This window comes from Halomonas sp., assembly GCF_041689495.1.
Lineage (GTDB): Bacteria > Pseudomonadota > Gammaproteobacteria > Pseudomonadales > Halomonadaceae > Halomonas.
Genome location: NZ_JBDNGD010000283.1, coordinates 1 through 13,276, shown reverse-complemented (window position 1 = coordinate 13,276; position 13,276 = coordinate 1). Strand labels below are relative to the sequence as shown.

The 13,276-nt window shown below is 64.5% G+C and carries 12 protein-coding genes; 9 read left to right on the top strand and 3 right to left on the bottom strand.

Annotated features, from left to right (window positions below; genetic code table 11):
- The first annotated feature begins 172 nt into the window (after positions 1-172).
- The 7 genes from map to ACESMD_RS09685 all read left to right on the top strand — a co-directional run bounded on the left by map (position 173) and on the right by ACESMD_RS09685 (position 7,971).
- Positions 173-964, top strand: a complete 792-nt coding sequence (map, locus tag ACESMD_RS09715; protein ID WP_372612652.1) for a type I methionyl aminopeptidase — start codon at positions 173-175, stop codon at positions 962-964.
- A gap of 11 nt (positions 965-975) precedes the next feature.
- Positions 976-3,657, top strand: coding sequence for a [protein-PII] uridylyltransferase (locus ACESMD_RS09710; RefSeq protein WP_372612646.1), 2,682 nt, complete (start codon positions 976-978; stop codon positions 3,655-3,657).
- A 133-nt stretch (positions 3,658-3,790) separates the two neighbouring features.
- Positions 3,791-4,990, top strand: a complete 1,200-nt coding sequence (gene dapC / locus ACESMD_RS09705) for a succinyldiaminopimelate transaminase (protein WP_372612650.1) — start codon at positions 3,791-3,793, stop codon at positions 4,988-4,990.
- The gene (locus ACESMD_RS09700; RefSeq protein ID WP_372612644.1) at positions 4,990-5,328 is read left to right on the top strand and encodes a Spx/MgsR family RNA polymerase-binding regulatory protein; all 339 of its coding nucleotides are present in this window, start codon (positions 4,990-4,992) and stop codon (positions 5,326-5,328) included. Before dapC ends, ACESMD_RS09700 begins: the two co-directional genes overlap by 1 nt.
- Before the next feature lie 48 nt (positions 5,329-5,376).
- Entirely contained in the window at positions 5,377-6,402 is a 1,026-nt protein-coding gene (gene dapD, locus ACESMD_RS09695) for a 2,3,4,5-tetrahydropyridine-2,6-dicarboxylate N-succinyltransferase (RefSeq protein WP_372612642.1), read from the top strand.
- Positions 6,389-7,555 (top strand): succinyl-diaminopimelate desuccinylase, encoded by a 1,167-nt coding sequence (dapE, locus tag ACESMD_RS09690; protein WP_372612640.1) that lies wholly within the window; start codon positions 6,389-6,391, stop codon positions 7,553-7,555. The genes dapD and dapE overlap by 14 nt, the downstream gene beginning before the upstream one ends.
- 8 nt (positions 7,556-7,563) lie before the next feature.
- Positions 7,564-7,971 (top strand): hypothetical protein, encoded by a 408-nt coding sequence (locus ACESMD_RS09685; protein ID WP_372612638.1) that lies wholly within the window; start codon positions 7,564-7,566, stop codon positions 7,969-7,971.
- Positions 7,972-8,051: 80 nt separating this feature from the next.
- On the opposite strand, the gene ACESMD_RS09680 is transcribed toward ACESMD_RS09685, so the two are convergent.
- On the bottom strand, positions 8,052-8,516 hold the full coding sequence (locus ACESMD_RS09680) for a cold-shock protein (protein WP_372612636.1): 465 nt from the start codon (positions 8,514-8,516) through the stop codon (positions 8,052-8,054).
- A gap of 94 nt (positions 8,517-8,610) precedes the next feature.
- On the opposite strand from ACESMD_RS09680, the gene ACESMD_RS09675 reads away from it, so the two are divergent.
- Positions 8,611-8,856 carry a SlyX family protein gene (locus tag ACESMD_RS09675; RefSeq protein ID WP_372612648.1) on the top strand — a complete coding sequence of 82 codons (246 nt, stop codon included), beginning with the start codon at positions 8,611-8,613 and terminating at the stop codon, positions 8,854-8,856.
- A gap of 158 nt (positions 8,857-9,014) precedes the next feature.
- Here the strand turns inward: ACESMD_RS09675 and trxB are convergent, their stop codons facing one another.
- Together trxB and ACESMD_RS09665 are read right to left on the bottom strand one after the other, a co-directional pair.
- Positions 9,015-9,965: a thioredoxin-disulfide reductase gene (trxB, locus tag ACESMD_RS09670; protein ID WP_372612634.1), complete on the bottom strand. Its 951-nt coding sequence runs from the start codon at positions 9,963-9,965 to the stop codon at positions 9,015-9,017.
- Between the two features lie 39 nt (positions 9,966-10,004).
- Positions 10,005-10,214 carry a CPXCG motif-containing cysteine-rich protein gene (locus ACESMD_RS09665; RefSeq protein WP_372612632.1) on the bottom strand — a complete coding sequence of 70 codons (210 nt, stop codon included), beginning with the start codon at positions 10,212-10,214 and terminating at the stop codon, positions 10,005-10,007.
- Positions 10,215-10,416: 202 nt separating this feature from the next.
- On the opposite strand from ACESMD_RS09665, the gene acnA reads away from it, so the two are divergent.
- Entirely contained in the window at positions 10,417-13,164 is a 2,748-nt protein-coding gene (acnA, locus tag ACESMD_RS09660) for an aconitate hydratase AcnA (protein WP_372612630.1), read from the top strand.
- Positions 13,165-13,276: the final 112 nt, after the last annotated feature.

The following is a 13,276-nucleotide window of genomic DNA, read 5'->3' as shown; positions in this document are numbered from 1 at the left end:
TCACGCCGTCACGCCGTCACGGCAACAGGGTGCGGTGATTGCAGTAAAGCGCGCAGCTTTATACCATGGATCGGCTCCAAGATGAAGTCGTACGACCTCGTTCGCGCCAGGCTGATCCCCTGGAAGGTCCCGACGGAAGGTCCCGACGACCCCACCCATGACCCGAGATTCCATGAACGTTGCCATCAAGACCCCCGACGAAATCGACAAGATGCGCGAGGCCGGCCGCCAGGCAGCCAGTGTCCTGGAGATGCTCGCCCCCCGGGTTCAGGCCGGCATCAGCACCGGCGAACTCGACCGGCTGTGCCACGACTACATCTTGGACGAACTCGGCTCCACACCGGCCCCTCTCGATTACCACGGCTTCCCCAAGTCGATCTGCACGTCCCTCAATCATGTGGTCTGCCATGGCATCCCCGATGACGCCAAGAAACTCAAGAAGGGCGACATCATGAACATCGACATCACCGTCAGGACCGCGGACGGCTACCATGGCGACAGCAGCATGATGTTCATCATCGGCGAGAGCATCCAGGGCGAACGACTCTGCCGCGTCACTCAGGAGTGCCTTTACCACAGCATCGCCCTGGTGAGACCCGGCGTACGCCTCTCCGAACTGGCCCGGGCCATCCAGCAGCATGCCGACGCCAACGGCTATTCGGTGGTGCGCGATTTCTGTGGCCACGGCATCGGTGCCGGCTTCCACGAGGACCCCCAGATTCTCCACTACGACGGCTATGCCCCCGAGGCCGACATCGAGCTGGCCGCCGGGATGTGCTTCACCATCGAGCCGATGATCAACCTGGGCGGCTACCAGACCAAGGTGTTGCGTGACGGCTGGACGGCCGTGACCCGCGACAAGAGCCTTTCCGCGCAGTGGGAGCACACCCTGCTGGTCACCGAGACCGGTGTCGAGGTTCTCACTGCCCGTGGCGATGAAGACCTCGCCTTCCTCGACCCTTGAGTCGCACCTAGATGCTACTCCACCACTATCGATTCTCTCCGGACGAGACACTGTTCGATGTCGAACACTTTCGTCAGGAACTCACGGGGACCCGCTCGCCCATCGCCCCCTTCAAGGCGGCGCTGGGCGAGATCCAGGCCCGCCTCGACGCGCGCTTCCGTGAGGGCGCCGACATTCGCGACCTGATCCACGGTCGCGCCTGGTGCCTCGACCAGCTGCTCGCCGTCGCCTGGAAACAGCACGACTGGCCGGACGACGGCGTGGCACTGCTGGCGGTGGGCGGTTATGGCCGTGGCGAGTTGCATCCCCACTCCGACGTGGACCTGATGCTGCTGCTCGAAGAAGACGACGACACGCCGTATCGCGAACCGCTCACGGCCTTTATCACCTTCCTCTGGGATATCGGCCTGGAAATCGGCCACAGCGTCCGCTCGCTGTCCGACTGTGTGCGTGAGGCCGAGGCCGACGTCACGGTGATCACCAACCTGCAGGAATCCCGCACTCTGGCCGGGCCCGAACGACTGCGCGAAAGGATGCAGGAGCGACTGTCAACCGACCGACTCTGGCCGGCGGACAGCTTTTTCGAGGCCAAGTGGCAGGAGCAGATCAAGCGTCACTATCGGTACAACAATACCGAGTTCCACCTCGAGCCGAACATCAAGAGCTCGCCGGGGGGACTGCGCGACATCCAGATGATTGGCTGGGTGGCCAAGCGCCAGTTCGGCACCCAACGCTACGAGGACATCGTCGCCAACGGCTTCATGAACGATGCCGAGTTGCAGATATTGAGCCAGGGCCAGGCGTTCCTGTGGCAGGTCCGCTATGCACTGCACATGCTCACCGACCGCGCCGAGGACCGCCTGCTGTTCGACCACCAGGCCGTCATCGCCGAGTTGTTCGGCTACCGCGACACCCCGGAACGCCTCGCCGTCGAACAGTTCATGAAGCGTTACTACCGACATGTCACCGCCCTGGCCGGCCTCAACGACATGCTACTGCAACACTTCGACGAGGCGATCCTTCGCGCCGGCGAGGATCTCGCCAGCGTCCCGCTCAACGAACGCTTCGAGATCAAGGGCGGCTATATCCAGGCCCGACGGCGCCACGTCTTCCGCGAGCGCCCCGCGGCACTGCTGGAATTGTTCCTGCTGATGGCGGAACACCCGGAAATCGACGGTGTGCGCGCCGACACCATCCGCCTGATCCGGGATCACCGCCACCAGATCGACGATCTCTACCGCGATGACGTTCGCCACCAGAGCCTGTTCATGGCCCTGCTGCGCTCCGGCGGCAATGTCGCCCGTCAACTGCGGCGCATGAACCGTTATGGGGTTCTCGGCAAGTACCTGCCCGAATTTGGCCGGGCCGTGGGCCTGATGCAGCATGACCTCTTCCATATCTACACCGTCGATGCCCATACCCTGCGCCTGCTCAAGTTCATCCAGCATTTCCGCAAGCCCGAGGCCCGCGAGGAATTCCCGGTAGCCGCCACCCTGATCCAGCAACTCCCCAAGCTGGAACTGTTGTGGATCGCCGGACTCTTCCACGACATCGGCAAGGGCCGGGGCGGCGACCACTCCCTGCTCGGCGCCCGGGACGTCGAGATCTTCGCCGAGCGCCACGGCCTCTCACCGCGGGATACCCGCCTGGTCAGCTGGCTGGTGGAGCATCACCTCTCGATGTCGATGATCGCCCAGAAGCGCGACATTACCGACCCGGACGTGATCGGCGACTTCGCCCGCCTCGTCGGTGACGAAAACCGCCTGGACTACCTCTATGTCCTGACCGTGGCCGACATCACGGCGACCAACCCCACGCTGTGGAACGGCTGGCGCGCCTCACTGCTTCGCCAGTTGCACACCGAGACCAAACGCGCCCTGCGGCGCGGCCTGGAAAACCCGCTGGAACGCGACGACTGGGTGCGCGAGACACGCAACGAGGCCCATTCCCTGCTGGCCGTGGTGGGAGCCGACATGGCGCGTGTCGACCGTCTCTGGGAATCCCTGGGCGAGGACTATTTCCTGCAATACGCTCCCAGCGAGATCGTCTGGCAGACCCTGGGCATCCTGGACCACGGCGACTCGAACCTCCCCCTGATCCTGATCAGCGCCCCCGCCGACGGCATGGCCGAGGGAGGAACCAAGGTATTTATCCATACCCGCTCTGTGGATGACCTCTTCGCCGCCACCTCGGCGGCCATGGAGCAGCTGGGGCTCTCCATCCACGATGCACGAATCGCCACCTCCAGCAACGACTGGACCCTCAACACCTTCATCGTGCTCGATGATCACGGCCAGGCCATCCGCGACCCCGAACGCATCGAGGCGATCCGTCGCCACCTGGTGGAGGAGTTGGACGATCCCGACGATTATCCCCAGATTGTGACACGCCACACCTCGCGCAAGCTCAAGCACTTCCAAGTGCCGACCCAGATCGCCATCGAGCAGGACCCGGGCAATGAGCGCACCCTGCTGGAACTCACGGCCCCGGACCGTCCCGGGCTACTGGCCAGGGTCGGGCGCATCTTCATGGAGGAAGGCATCGCCCTTTCGGCGGCCAAGATCGCCACCCTGGGCGAGCGGGTCGAGGACGTGTTCTTCATCACCGACAAGGCCGGCGCGCCGCTGACCGACCCGCAGCGCCAGCAGCGGCTGCGTGAGCGGCTGATCGAGATGCTCGACGTCTCCGGCTGAGCACCCCGCCGGCGTTTGAGACGACAGCCGCCCTTGCCTATAATCAATGGCCTACCGGCGCTCGGGTGGCACGTGCCCGTGGTGTCCCACCCAGGCCATGAAACCCAAGCGTCACGCGACTCCCTGGAAGCCCATGAACCCCGATCTCGACGCCCTCAAGCCCTACCCCTTCGAGAGGCTCGCCGCCCTCAAGGCCGGCCTGACACCGCCGCGGGAACTCGACCACATTCCGCTGACCATCGGCGAACCCCAGCACGCCCCCTTCGAGGGAGCACTCGAGGCCCTGGTGGCCCACCGTCATGGCATGGCCCGCTATCCGGCCACCGCTGGCACGGCTGAGCTGCGTGGCGCCATCGCCAACTGGGCAACCCAGCGCTTCGGGCTCGACGGCCTCGACCCGGCGACGCAGGTGCTGCCCGTCAACGGCACCCGCGAGGCGCTGTTCGCCTTCGTCCAGGCGATGCTGGACCGGCACCGACCCGCGAGGGTCGCGGTCCCCAATCCCTTCTACCAGATCTACGAAGGCGCCACCCTGCTTGCCGGCGGCCAACCGCTGTACCTTGACTGCACCGCCGGGAACGACTTCCGGCCGGACCTCGACGCCATTCCCGCCGACACCTGGCGCCAGGTGCAGATCGTCTTCACCTGCTCTCCCGGCAACCCCACCGGTGCGGTGACGCCCCTGGCCGAGTTCGAGAGGCTGATCGCCCTGGCCGACGAGCATGACTTTCTCATCGCCTCCGATGAGTGCTACTCGGAGCTCTACCTTGACGAGGCCGCCCCTCCGCCGGGGCTGCTCGAGGCCTGTGCCCGCCTGGGCCGAGACGATTTCCGGCGCTGCCTGGTCTTCCATTCGCTTTCCAAGCGCTCCAACCTCCCGGGGCTGCGCTCCGGCTTCGTGGCCGGCGATGCCGACCTGATCGCCCCGTTCAAGCGCTACCGGACCTACCACGGCTGTGCCATGTCGCTGCCGGTGCAGCAGGCCTCGATCAGTGCCTGGCGAGACGAGGCCCATGTCAAGGCCAACCGTGATGCCTACCGAGCCAAGTTCGCCGCGGTGACGGACATACTCGCGCCGGTGGTGGACTTTGCGCCTCCCGAGGTGGGCTTCTACCTCTGGCCGGCCATACCGGGCGGTGACGACGAGGACTTCGCCAGGGCCTTGTTCACCGAGGAACATGTCAGTGTCCTGCCCGGCTCCTACATGGGCCGCGAGGGCCCCGATGGCAGCAACCCCGGGGCCGGACGAGCACGACTGGCCCTGGTGGCGGACCTCGACGCCACGGTCGAGGCCGCTCGTCGAATCCAACGCTTCATCGCAAGGAGGTCGTGATGCCGACCCTATTCGTGATCAAGAACTGCGATACCTGCAGGAAGGCGATCAAGGCGCTGGATCACAAGAGTATTCCCTACCAGGTCCACGACCTGCGCGAGGACGGCCTCTCGGCCCCGCTGCTCGAGCATATCCTGGACAGGGTCCCGGTGATGGAGGCACTCAACCGGCGCAGCACCACCTGGCGAAAGCTCGACGAGGAGCAGAAGGCCGATATCGACGCCAACAAGGCTCGAGAACTGATACTGGCCCATCCCACCCTGCTCAAGCGCCCGCTGCTGGATACCGGTGACGAGATCCTCGTCGGCTATCGCGACGGCGACTACGACTCACTCTAGGGGGCCTGTGCCGGCTCCCCTTCTCCCTATTTCCAAAGGACATCCCCCATGCTGAGCTTTGCACTCGGAATCGGCACCCAGAACACCCAGGGCGACTGGCTGGACATCTACTATCCGGCACCGCTGCTAGACCCGGACGACGGCCTGGTCGATGCCGTCAGCTCGATACTCGATGTGCCACAGGGCAATGCCGCGGTGAGCTTCCTTCCGGAACACTGCGGCGAGCTTGCCGGTGCCTTGAAGGCCGCCGGTCATCCGGAACAGGCACAACTCGCCGAGACCCTAGCCGCCAGCCGCCGACCGCTGGTGGCCATGTTTCTGGCCGAGGACCTGCCGCCCCAGAGCGCGCCGGAGGTCTACCTCAAGCTGCACCTGCTTTCCCATCGCCTGGTCAAGCCCCATGGCGTGGATCTCACGGGCATGTTCGGCCTGCTGCGCAACATCGCCTGGTCCAGCGAAGGACCCATCGATATCGAGGAGCTGCCGGCTCGCCGCCTGCGAGCGCGCCTTGAAGGCCGCCCCTTCTCCGTGGATTGTGTCGACAAGTTCCCCAAGATGACCGACTACGTGGTTCCCGTGGGCGTGCGTATCGCCGATACCGCCCGGGTGCGCCTGGGCGCCTATCTCGGCGAGGGCACCACGGTGATGCACGAGGGTTTCGTCAACTTCAACGCCGGCACCGAGGGCCCCGGCATGATCGAAGGCCGTATCTCCGCCGGCGTTATGGTCGGCAAGGACTCGGACCTCGGCGGTGGCTGCTCGACCATGGGCACCCTCTCCGGCGGCGGCAATATCGTCATCAAGGTCGGCGAGGGCTGCTTGATCGGCGCCAATGCCGGGATCGGCATCCCCCTGGGAGACCGTTGTACCGTAGAGGCCGGCCTCTACATCACCGCCGGTGCCAAGGTGACCCTGCTCGACGACCAGGGTCAGGATGTCAGGACCGTGGCCGCCCGGGAGCTGGCCAACCAGGACGATCTCCTGCTGCGCCGCAACTCCCGGAACGGCCGTATCGAGTGCCTGACCAACAAGAGCGCCATCGCCCTCAATGAGGCACTGCATGCCCACAACTGAGGTCCTGTCTCCCACCCTCGAGCTGGCCTTCGAGCTGATCCGACGGCCCTCAGTCACCCCGGACGACCTGGGCTGTCAGGCCCTGATGATCGAACGGCTCGAGCGGCTGGGCTTCCAGGTGGAGCGACTGCCCTTCGGTGACGTGGACAATTTCTGGGCCACCCATGGCCACCACGGCCCGGTGCTGGCCTTCGCCGGCCATACCGACGTAGTGCCCAGTGGCCCCCATGTGCACTGGGACTATCCACCCTTCGAGCCATGTATCGACGATGAGGGAATGCTCAGGGGGAGAGGCGCCGCCGATATGAAGGGCAGCCTGGCGGCGATGATCACCGCCGCGGAACGCTTCGTGACCACCCATCCGGATCACCCAGGCCGCCTCGGTTTCTTGATCACCTCCGACGAGGAGGGGCCGGCGGTGGGCGGCACCCGGGCCGTGGTCGAGCACCTGCGCGAGACCCATGAACGGCTGGACTATTGTATCGTCGGCGAGCCCTCCTCCACCTCGCGACTCGGCGACATGATCAAGAACGGTCGGCGAGGGTCACTGGGTGGCGTGCTGCACGTCAAGGGCATCCAGGGTCATGTGGCCTATCCCCACCTGGCCCGCAACCCCATCCACCAGGCGATGCCCGCCCTGGATGCCCTGGTCCGGGAGCACTGGGACGCGGGCAATGCCTTCTTCCCGGCCACCAGTTTCCAGGTCTCCAACATCCGTTCGGGCACCGGCGCCACCAATGTCATCCCCGGCGACGTCGAAGCGGTCTTCAATTTTCGTTTCTCCACCGAGGTGACCCATGAGCAGTTGCAGCAACGCACCCGGACGATCCTCGATGCCCATGGGCTGGAGTACCGGCTGGACTGGATGCTGAACGGCGAGCCCTTCCTCACCGCCGAGGGCGAACTCGTGGATGCCGCCGTGGCGGGGGTGGAAGCGGTGCTGGGCCAGCCTCCGCAGCTGTCCACCTCGGGGGGAACCTCGGATGGCCGCTTTATCGCCACCCTGGGCAGCCAGGTCGTGGAGCTCGGGCCCCTCAACGCCAGCATCCATCAGGTCAACGAACGGGTGCGTGCCAGCGACCTCGACGACCTGAGTCGGATCTACGAGGCGATACTCCAGCAGCTGTTCGCCAACGGCAGCGCTCGACCCTGAGGTTTCCTATGTCATCCTCTCCCGACGACGTGATGCGATACCCTGATATCGAGATCTACCTGCCCAAGGTGCCCGTCGACGCCCTGGATACCTGGCTGGCCGAGGCGATCGGCGCCGAGCCGCTGGCTCCTGGCGGCAAGCATAAGTGGCGCACCCGAGGCCGGTGCGAGGGGCGAGAAATAGCAGTGCTGCTGGTGGAGAAGGCCGCCGATGGCTTCGCCAGCCTGTGGCTCGACAGCCCCGACACCCCCTGGGCCACCGACCTGGCCTGTGCCCATGCCGCCGCCAACCGGCTCGGCTGCGAGGTCCGCTGCTCACTGGGGGGCTGGACACCCGGCGATGATCCGGACCGCTTCCTTCAGGTGCTGCCCGACGGCGGAGAGCGCGAGATCGACTGGCCCGACTCCGATCGATAACGGGACGGCCCTGGGCGAAACCTGAGCCTGAAACGACAGCGCCCCGCCGAAGCGGGGCGCTGACTCGGGTTTTCCCGGCCTCAGGTGATGACCGTTACATCGTCGGCCTGCAGCCCACGTTCATTCTGGATGATGTGATAACGCACCTTCTGACCCTCTGCCAGGGTACGGTGTCCACGTCCGCGGATAGCACGGAAGTGCACGAAGACATCCTCGCCATCGTCGCGAGTGATGAAGCCATACCCCTTGTTGACGTTGAACCACTTGACCTCGCCGATCTCGCGATCGTCGTCCTCGACCTCGGCCAGGTTGACCAATTGCGGCGTCAGCGCATTGACCGCCAGGGTGGCGATCAGCAAAAACAGGAAGATGGCGAAGGCGGCGGCGACATAGACGGCGGCCACACCTCCCAGCTCGAGACTGGCGAAGAGTTCGCGAGAGAGAACGCCACCGGTAAGATGGATGAAAAGGGCAACCACCAGAGGAGCGGGCGCCGCCAGCAACAGACTGATGAAACTACAACGAACCACGACCTTTCGATTCATGAACTGAATGACTCTCTTGTAGGGATGAAGGAAATAAATTGACCATCGATGAGGTGTCACGATGAGCAGCGACACACAAGGCAACGATTCTACCATGGGCCTGTCGTCCGCGCCCGACGACTGGACGCGACGAATGGAGGCTCTGGAGAGCCGGATCGCCTTCCAGGAACGCTGGCTGGACACTCTGGATGACGCCGTGGCCGGCCAGGAGCAGCGACTGACACGGCTCGAGCGGCTCAATGCGTTGATGCCGGAACGGCTGCGCGACCAGCAACGGGCACTGCAGGAAAACGACACGGCGGCATCCCGTCCGGAAGACGAGCTGCCGCCGCATTACTAGCCGCTTCGCGGCAGCCGTAAGCCGTAAGCCGTAAGCCGTAAGCCGTAAGCCGTAACCAAGGATGTCGCCACCAGCCTAGCCAGTGGTGACGCTTGTTCTTACGGCTTAAAGCTTAAGCCCGCGAAGCGGGCGTCCTTACAGCTCCCGGCGAAGCCGGGTCAGAGCTCATCGAGATACCGCTCGGCGTCCAGGGCCGCCATGCAGCCGGTACCGGCGGAGGTAACGGCCTGGCGGTAGACGTGGTCCATCACGTCGCCGGCGGCGAATACGCCCGGCACACTGGTGGCGGTGGCGTTACCCGCAAGGCCTGACTTGACCGTGATGTAGCCGCCGGCCATCTCGAGCTGGCCCTCGAAGATGCCGGTGTTGGGGCTGTGCCCAATGGCGATGAACAGGCCGGGCGCGGTGATCTCCTTCGTGCCGCCGTCCCGGGTGGACTTGAGCCTTACCCCGGTCACGCCGGAATTGTCGCCCAGCACCTCTTCCAGGGTCTGGTTCCACTCCAGCACCACATTGCCGTTCTCGGCCTTCTCGAACAGCTTGTCCTGGAGGATCTTCTCGGCCCGCAGGCTGTCCCGGCGGTGCACCAGGGTGACCTTGGAGGCGATATTGGAGAGGTAGAGCGCCTCCTCCACGGCGGTGTTGCCGCCGCCCACCACCACGACCTCCTGCTTGCGATAGAAGAAACCGTCGCAGGTGGCGCACGCCGAGACCCCCTGCCCCATGAACGTCTGCTCGGACTCGAGCCCCAGGTAGCGCGCGCTGGCACCGGTGGCGATGATCAGGGCGTCACAGGTGTAGGTACCGCTATCGCCCTTCAGGGTATATGGCTTCTCGCGCAGCTCCACCTCGTTGATATGATCGAAGAGCACCTCGGTGTCGAAGCGCTCGGCATGGCGCTTCATGCGTTCCATCAACTCGGGGCCCTGGACACCTTCGTCGTCACCCGGCCAGTTGTCCACATCGGTGGTGGTGGCCAACTGGCCACCGGCCTGGATGCCGGTGATCAACAGCGGCTTGAGATTGGCACGGGCCGCATAGACGGCCGCCGTATACCCGGCGGGGCCGGAGCCCAGAATGATCAGGCGTTCGTGTCGGGCTTCGCTCATGGAGTACCTCGTCTGGATGGATAGGGCAACGCAGGGGGGCTACAGCACATCGTCATCTCGCCCAAGCGTCAACTGGATCGGCTCATCCTCGTCGACGGGCAGGTCGATGCGTATCTGGATCGGTGCACAGCACCAGTGGCAATCTTCCCAGGTGACATGGTCGCCCTGGGAGAGGTCGACCAAGAGGTCGAAGGCGGCATCGCAGTAGGGACAGCGTACCACCCGGGATTGGAGATCTTCCTCGTTCACTACCGGACTCCGTTCGCCATGAGATAGGCACCAAACAGATAGGCACCACTGGATAGAAGAATAATAGAAGATGATGATCACCCCATGCCTTTTCAAGACCAAGGTAATGGAGCGGCGGTTGAAATCGCCAACTATCATTACCATGTTAAGAAGATGGCACCAGGATGGTGACCCCAGACCACCGCAAATAAGGAGGACACCGATGAGTAACGCATCGATTCCGGATACCCTGCAGACACTCGACGCCGGCAGTTCCACTTATCAGTACCACAGCCTGCCCAGGGCCGCCGAGGCATTCGGCAACATCGACCGCCTCCCGATGACCCTGAAGATCCTGCTCGAGAACCAGCTACGCTTCGGCGATGACGAGAGCGTTGCCAGCGAGGATATACAGGCGCTGGTGGACTGGCAGAGGCAGGGCCACTCAGACCGCGAGATCGGTTACCGGCCCGCCCGGGTGCTGATGCAGGACTTCACCGGTGTCCCCGGGGTCGTCGATCTGGCCTCCATGCGTGCCGCCGTGGAGACCCTCGGCGAGGACCCGGCACGCATCAATCCGCTATCGCCGGTGGACTTGGTCATCGACCATTCGGTGATGGTCGACAATTACGGCAATCCCTCGGCCTTCAGGGACAACGTCGCCATCGAGATGGAGCGCAACCGGGAGCGCTACGAGTTCCTGCGCTGGGGCCAGGAGGCCTTCGACAATTTCCGTGTGGTTCCCCCGGGAACCGGCATCTGCCACCAGGTGAACCTGGAGTACCTGGGCAAGACCGTGTGGACCAAACCACAGGACGGCGGGACCCTCGCCTACCCCGATACCCTGGTGGGCACCGATTCCCACACCACCATGATCAACGGCCTGGGCATCCTCGGCTGGGGCGTGGGGGGCATCGAGGCCGAAGCGGCCATGCTCGGCCAGCCGGTGTCGATGCTGATTCCCGAGGTGGTCGGCTTCAAGCTCAACGGCAAGCTTCGCGAGGGGATCACCGCCACCGATCTGGTGCTGACCGTCACCCAGATGCTGCGCAAGAAGGGCGTCGTCGGCAAGTTCGTCGAATTCTATGGCGATGGCCTCAAGGACCTGCCGGTTGCCGACCGTGCCACCATCGCCAACATGGCCCCGGAGTACGGCGCCACCTGCGGCTTCTTCCCTGTCGACGACCAGACCCTGAAGTACATGCGCCTCACCGGCCGCGACGAGGCACAACTCGCCTTGGTCGAGGCCTACAGCAAGGCCCAGGGGCTGTGGCGCGAGCCCGGCCATGAGCCGATCTTCACCGATACCCTGGCGCTGGACATGAATGATGTAGTGGCCAGCATGGCCGGCCCCAAGCGGCCCCAGGACCGCGTGGCGCTGACGGACATCAAGTCCACCTTCGAACAGATCATGAAGGACGAAGGCAACCAGGCGGCCCCGTCAGAGGAAGAGGGCCGATGGTTGTCCGAAGGTGGCCAGGCCGCCGTAGGCGTCGAGGACAGCTACGAGCACCATGGCAGCCAGGAGGTCACCGTCAACGGCGATGCCTTCAAGCTCAACCATGGCGCCGTGGTGATCGCCGCCATCACCTCCTGCACCAACACCTCCAACCCCAGCGTGATGATGGCCGCCGGCCTGCTGGCCCGCAAGGCCCGCGAGAAGGGGTTGACCACCAAGCCCTGGGTCAAGACCTCACTGGCACCGGGCTCCAAGGTGGTCACGGAATACCTCGAGGCCGGGGGGGTTCAGGATGACCTCAACGCCCTGGGTTTCAACCTGGTCGGCTATGGTTGCACCACCTGTATCGGGAACTCCGGCCCGCTGCACGAACCCATCGAGAAGGCCATCGAGGAAGGCGATCTCACCGTGGCCTCGGTGCTTTCCGGTAACCGCAACTTCGAGGGACGTGTCCATCCGCTCACCAGGACCAACTGGCTGGCCTCGCCGCCCTTGGTCGTCGCCTATGCCCTGGCCGGCAACATGCGCTTCGACCTGACCAGCGAGCCGTTGGGCACCGACCCTGATGGCAAGCCGGTATTCCTCAAGGATGTCTGGCCCAGCCAGGCGGAAATCGCCGAGGCCGTGGAAAATGTCAACACCGCCATGTTCCGCAAGGAGTACGCCGAGGTCTTCGACGGCGACGAGGTCTGGAAGGCCATCGACGTGCCCCAGAGCAAGGTCTACCAGTGGTCGAAGGACTCCACCTATATCCAGCACCCTCCCTTCTTCGAGGGCATGGGGCGAGAACCGGATACCGTCGAGGATGTACGGGGCGCTCGCATCCTGGCCATGCTGGGTGACTCGGTGACCACCGACCACATCTCCCCGGCCGGCGCCATCAAGCCCGACAGCCCCGCCGGTCACTACCTGAAGGAACGTGGCGTCAAGCCGGTGGACTTCAACTCCTATGGCTCGCGTCGGGGCAACCACGAGATCATGATGCGCGGCACCTTCGCCAACGTGCGCATCAAGAACGAGATGCTGGATGGTGTCGTCGGCGGCGAGACCATCCACGTGCCCAGCGGCAAGCAGATGGCCATCTACGATGCCGCCATGCAGTATCAGCAGGAAGGCACCCCGCTGGTGGTGATCGCCGGCAAGGAGTACGGCACCGGCTCCTCGCGGGACTGGGCCGCCAAAGGCACGCGGTTGCTGGGCGTACGCGCGGTGCTGGCGGAATCCTATGAGCGCATTCACCGCTCCAACCTGATCGGCATGGGCGTGGTACCGCTGCAGTTCCCCGAGGGCGAGACCCGCAAGACTCTGGGCCTGACCGGCGACGAGCGAATCTCCATCGAGGGACTCAGTGACCTCACGCCGGGCGGCAGGGTCAAGGTGTCCATCGCCAGCGACAAGGGCGAGAAGAAACTCGAGGCGCTGTGCCGCATCGATACCACCAACGAACTGGAGTACTACCGCCACGGCGGCATCCTCCACTATGTGCTGCGCAGGATGATCGGCTCGGCGTAAGTCATCCACCGCTGAAGCGAAAGGCCCTGCCGGGAAACCGGCAGGGCCTTTCTCGCTGATGTCACCCCTTCTGCCCTAATCCAACCAAAACCTCCCGAAAACTATTCAGCCC

Excerpts from the sequence above, each read along its gene's own strand:
- map (WP_372612652.1), top strand. The coding sequence starts at position 173 with ATGAACGTTGCCATCAAGACCCCCGACGAAATCGACAAGATGCGCGAG.
- ACESMD_RS09710 (WP_372612646.1), top strand. The coding sequence starts at position 976 with ATGCTACTCCACCACTATCGATTCTCTCCGGACGAGACACTGTTCGAT.
- dapC (WP_372612650.1), top strand. The coding sequence starts at position 3,791 with ATGAACCCCGATCTCGACGCCCTCAAGCCCTACCCCTTCGAGAGGCTC.
- ACESMD_RS09700 (WP_372612644.1), top strand. The coding sequence starts at position 4,990 with ATGCCGACCCTATTCGTGATCAAGAACTGCGATACCTGCAGGAAGGCG.
- dapD (WP_372612642.1), top strand. The coding sequence starts at position 5,377 with ATGCTGAGCTTTGCACTCGGAATCGGCACCCAGAACACCCAGGGCGAC.
- dapE (WP_372612640.1), top strand. The coding sequence starts at position 6,389 with ATGCCCACAACTGAGGTCCTGTCTCCCACCCTCGAGCTGGCCTTCGAG.
- ACESMD_RS09685 (WP_372612638.1), top strand. The coding sequence starts at position 7,564 with ATGTCATCCTCTCCCGACGACGTGATGCGATACCCTGATATCGAGATC.
- ACESMD_RS09680 (WP_372612636.1), bottom strand. The coding sequence starts at position 8,516 with ATGAATCGAAAGGTCGTGGTTCGTTGTAGTTTCATCAGTCTGTTGCTG.
- ACESMD_RS09675 (WP_372612648.1), top strand. The coding sequence starts at position 8,611 with ATGGGCCTGTCGTCCGCGCCCGACGACTGGACGCGACGAATGGAGGCT.
- trxB (WP_372612634.1), bottom strand. The coding sequence starts at position 9,965 with ATGAGCGAAGCCCGACACGAACGCCTGATCATTCTGGGCTCCGGCCCC.
- acnA (WP_372612630.1), top strand. The coding sequence starts at position 10,417 with ATGAGTAACGCATCGATTCCGGATACCCTGCAGACACTCGACGCCGGC.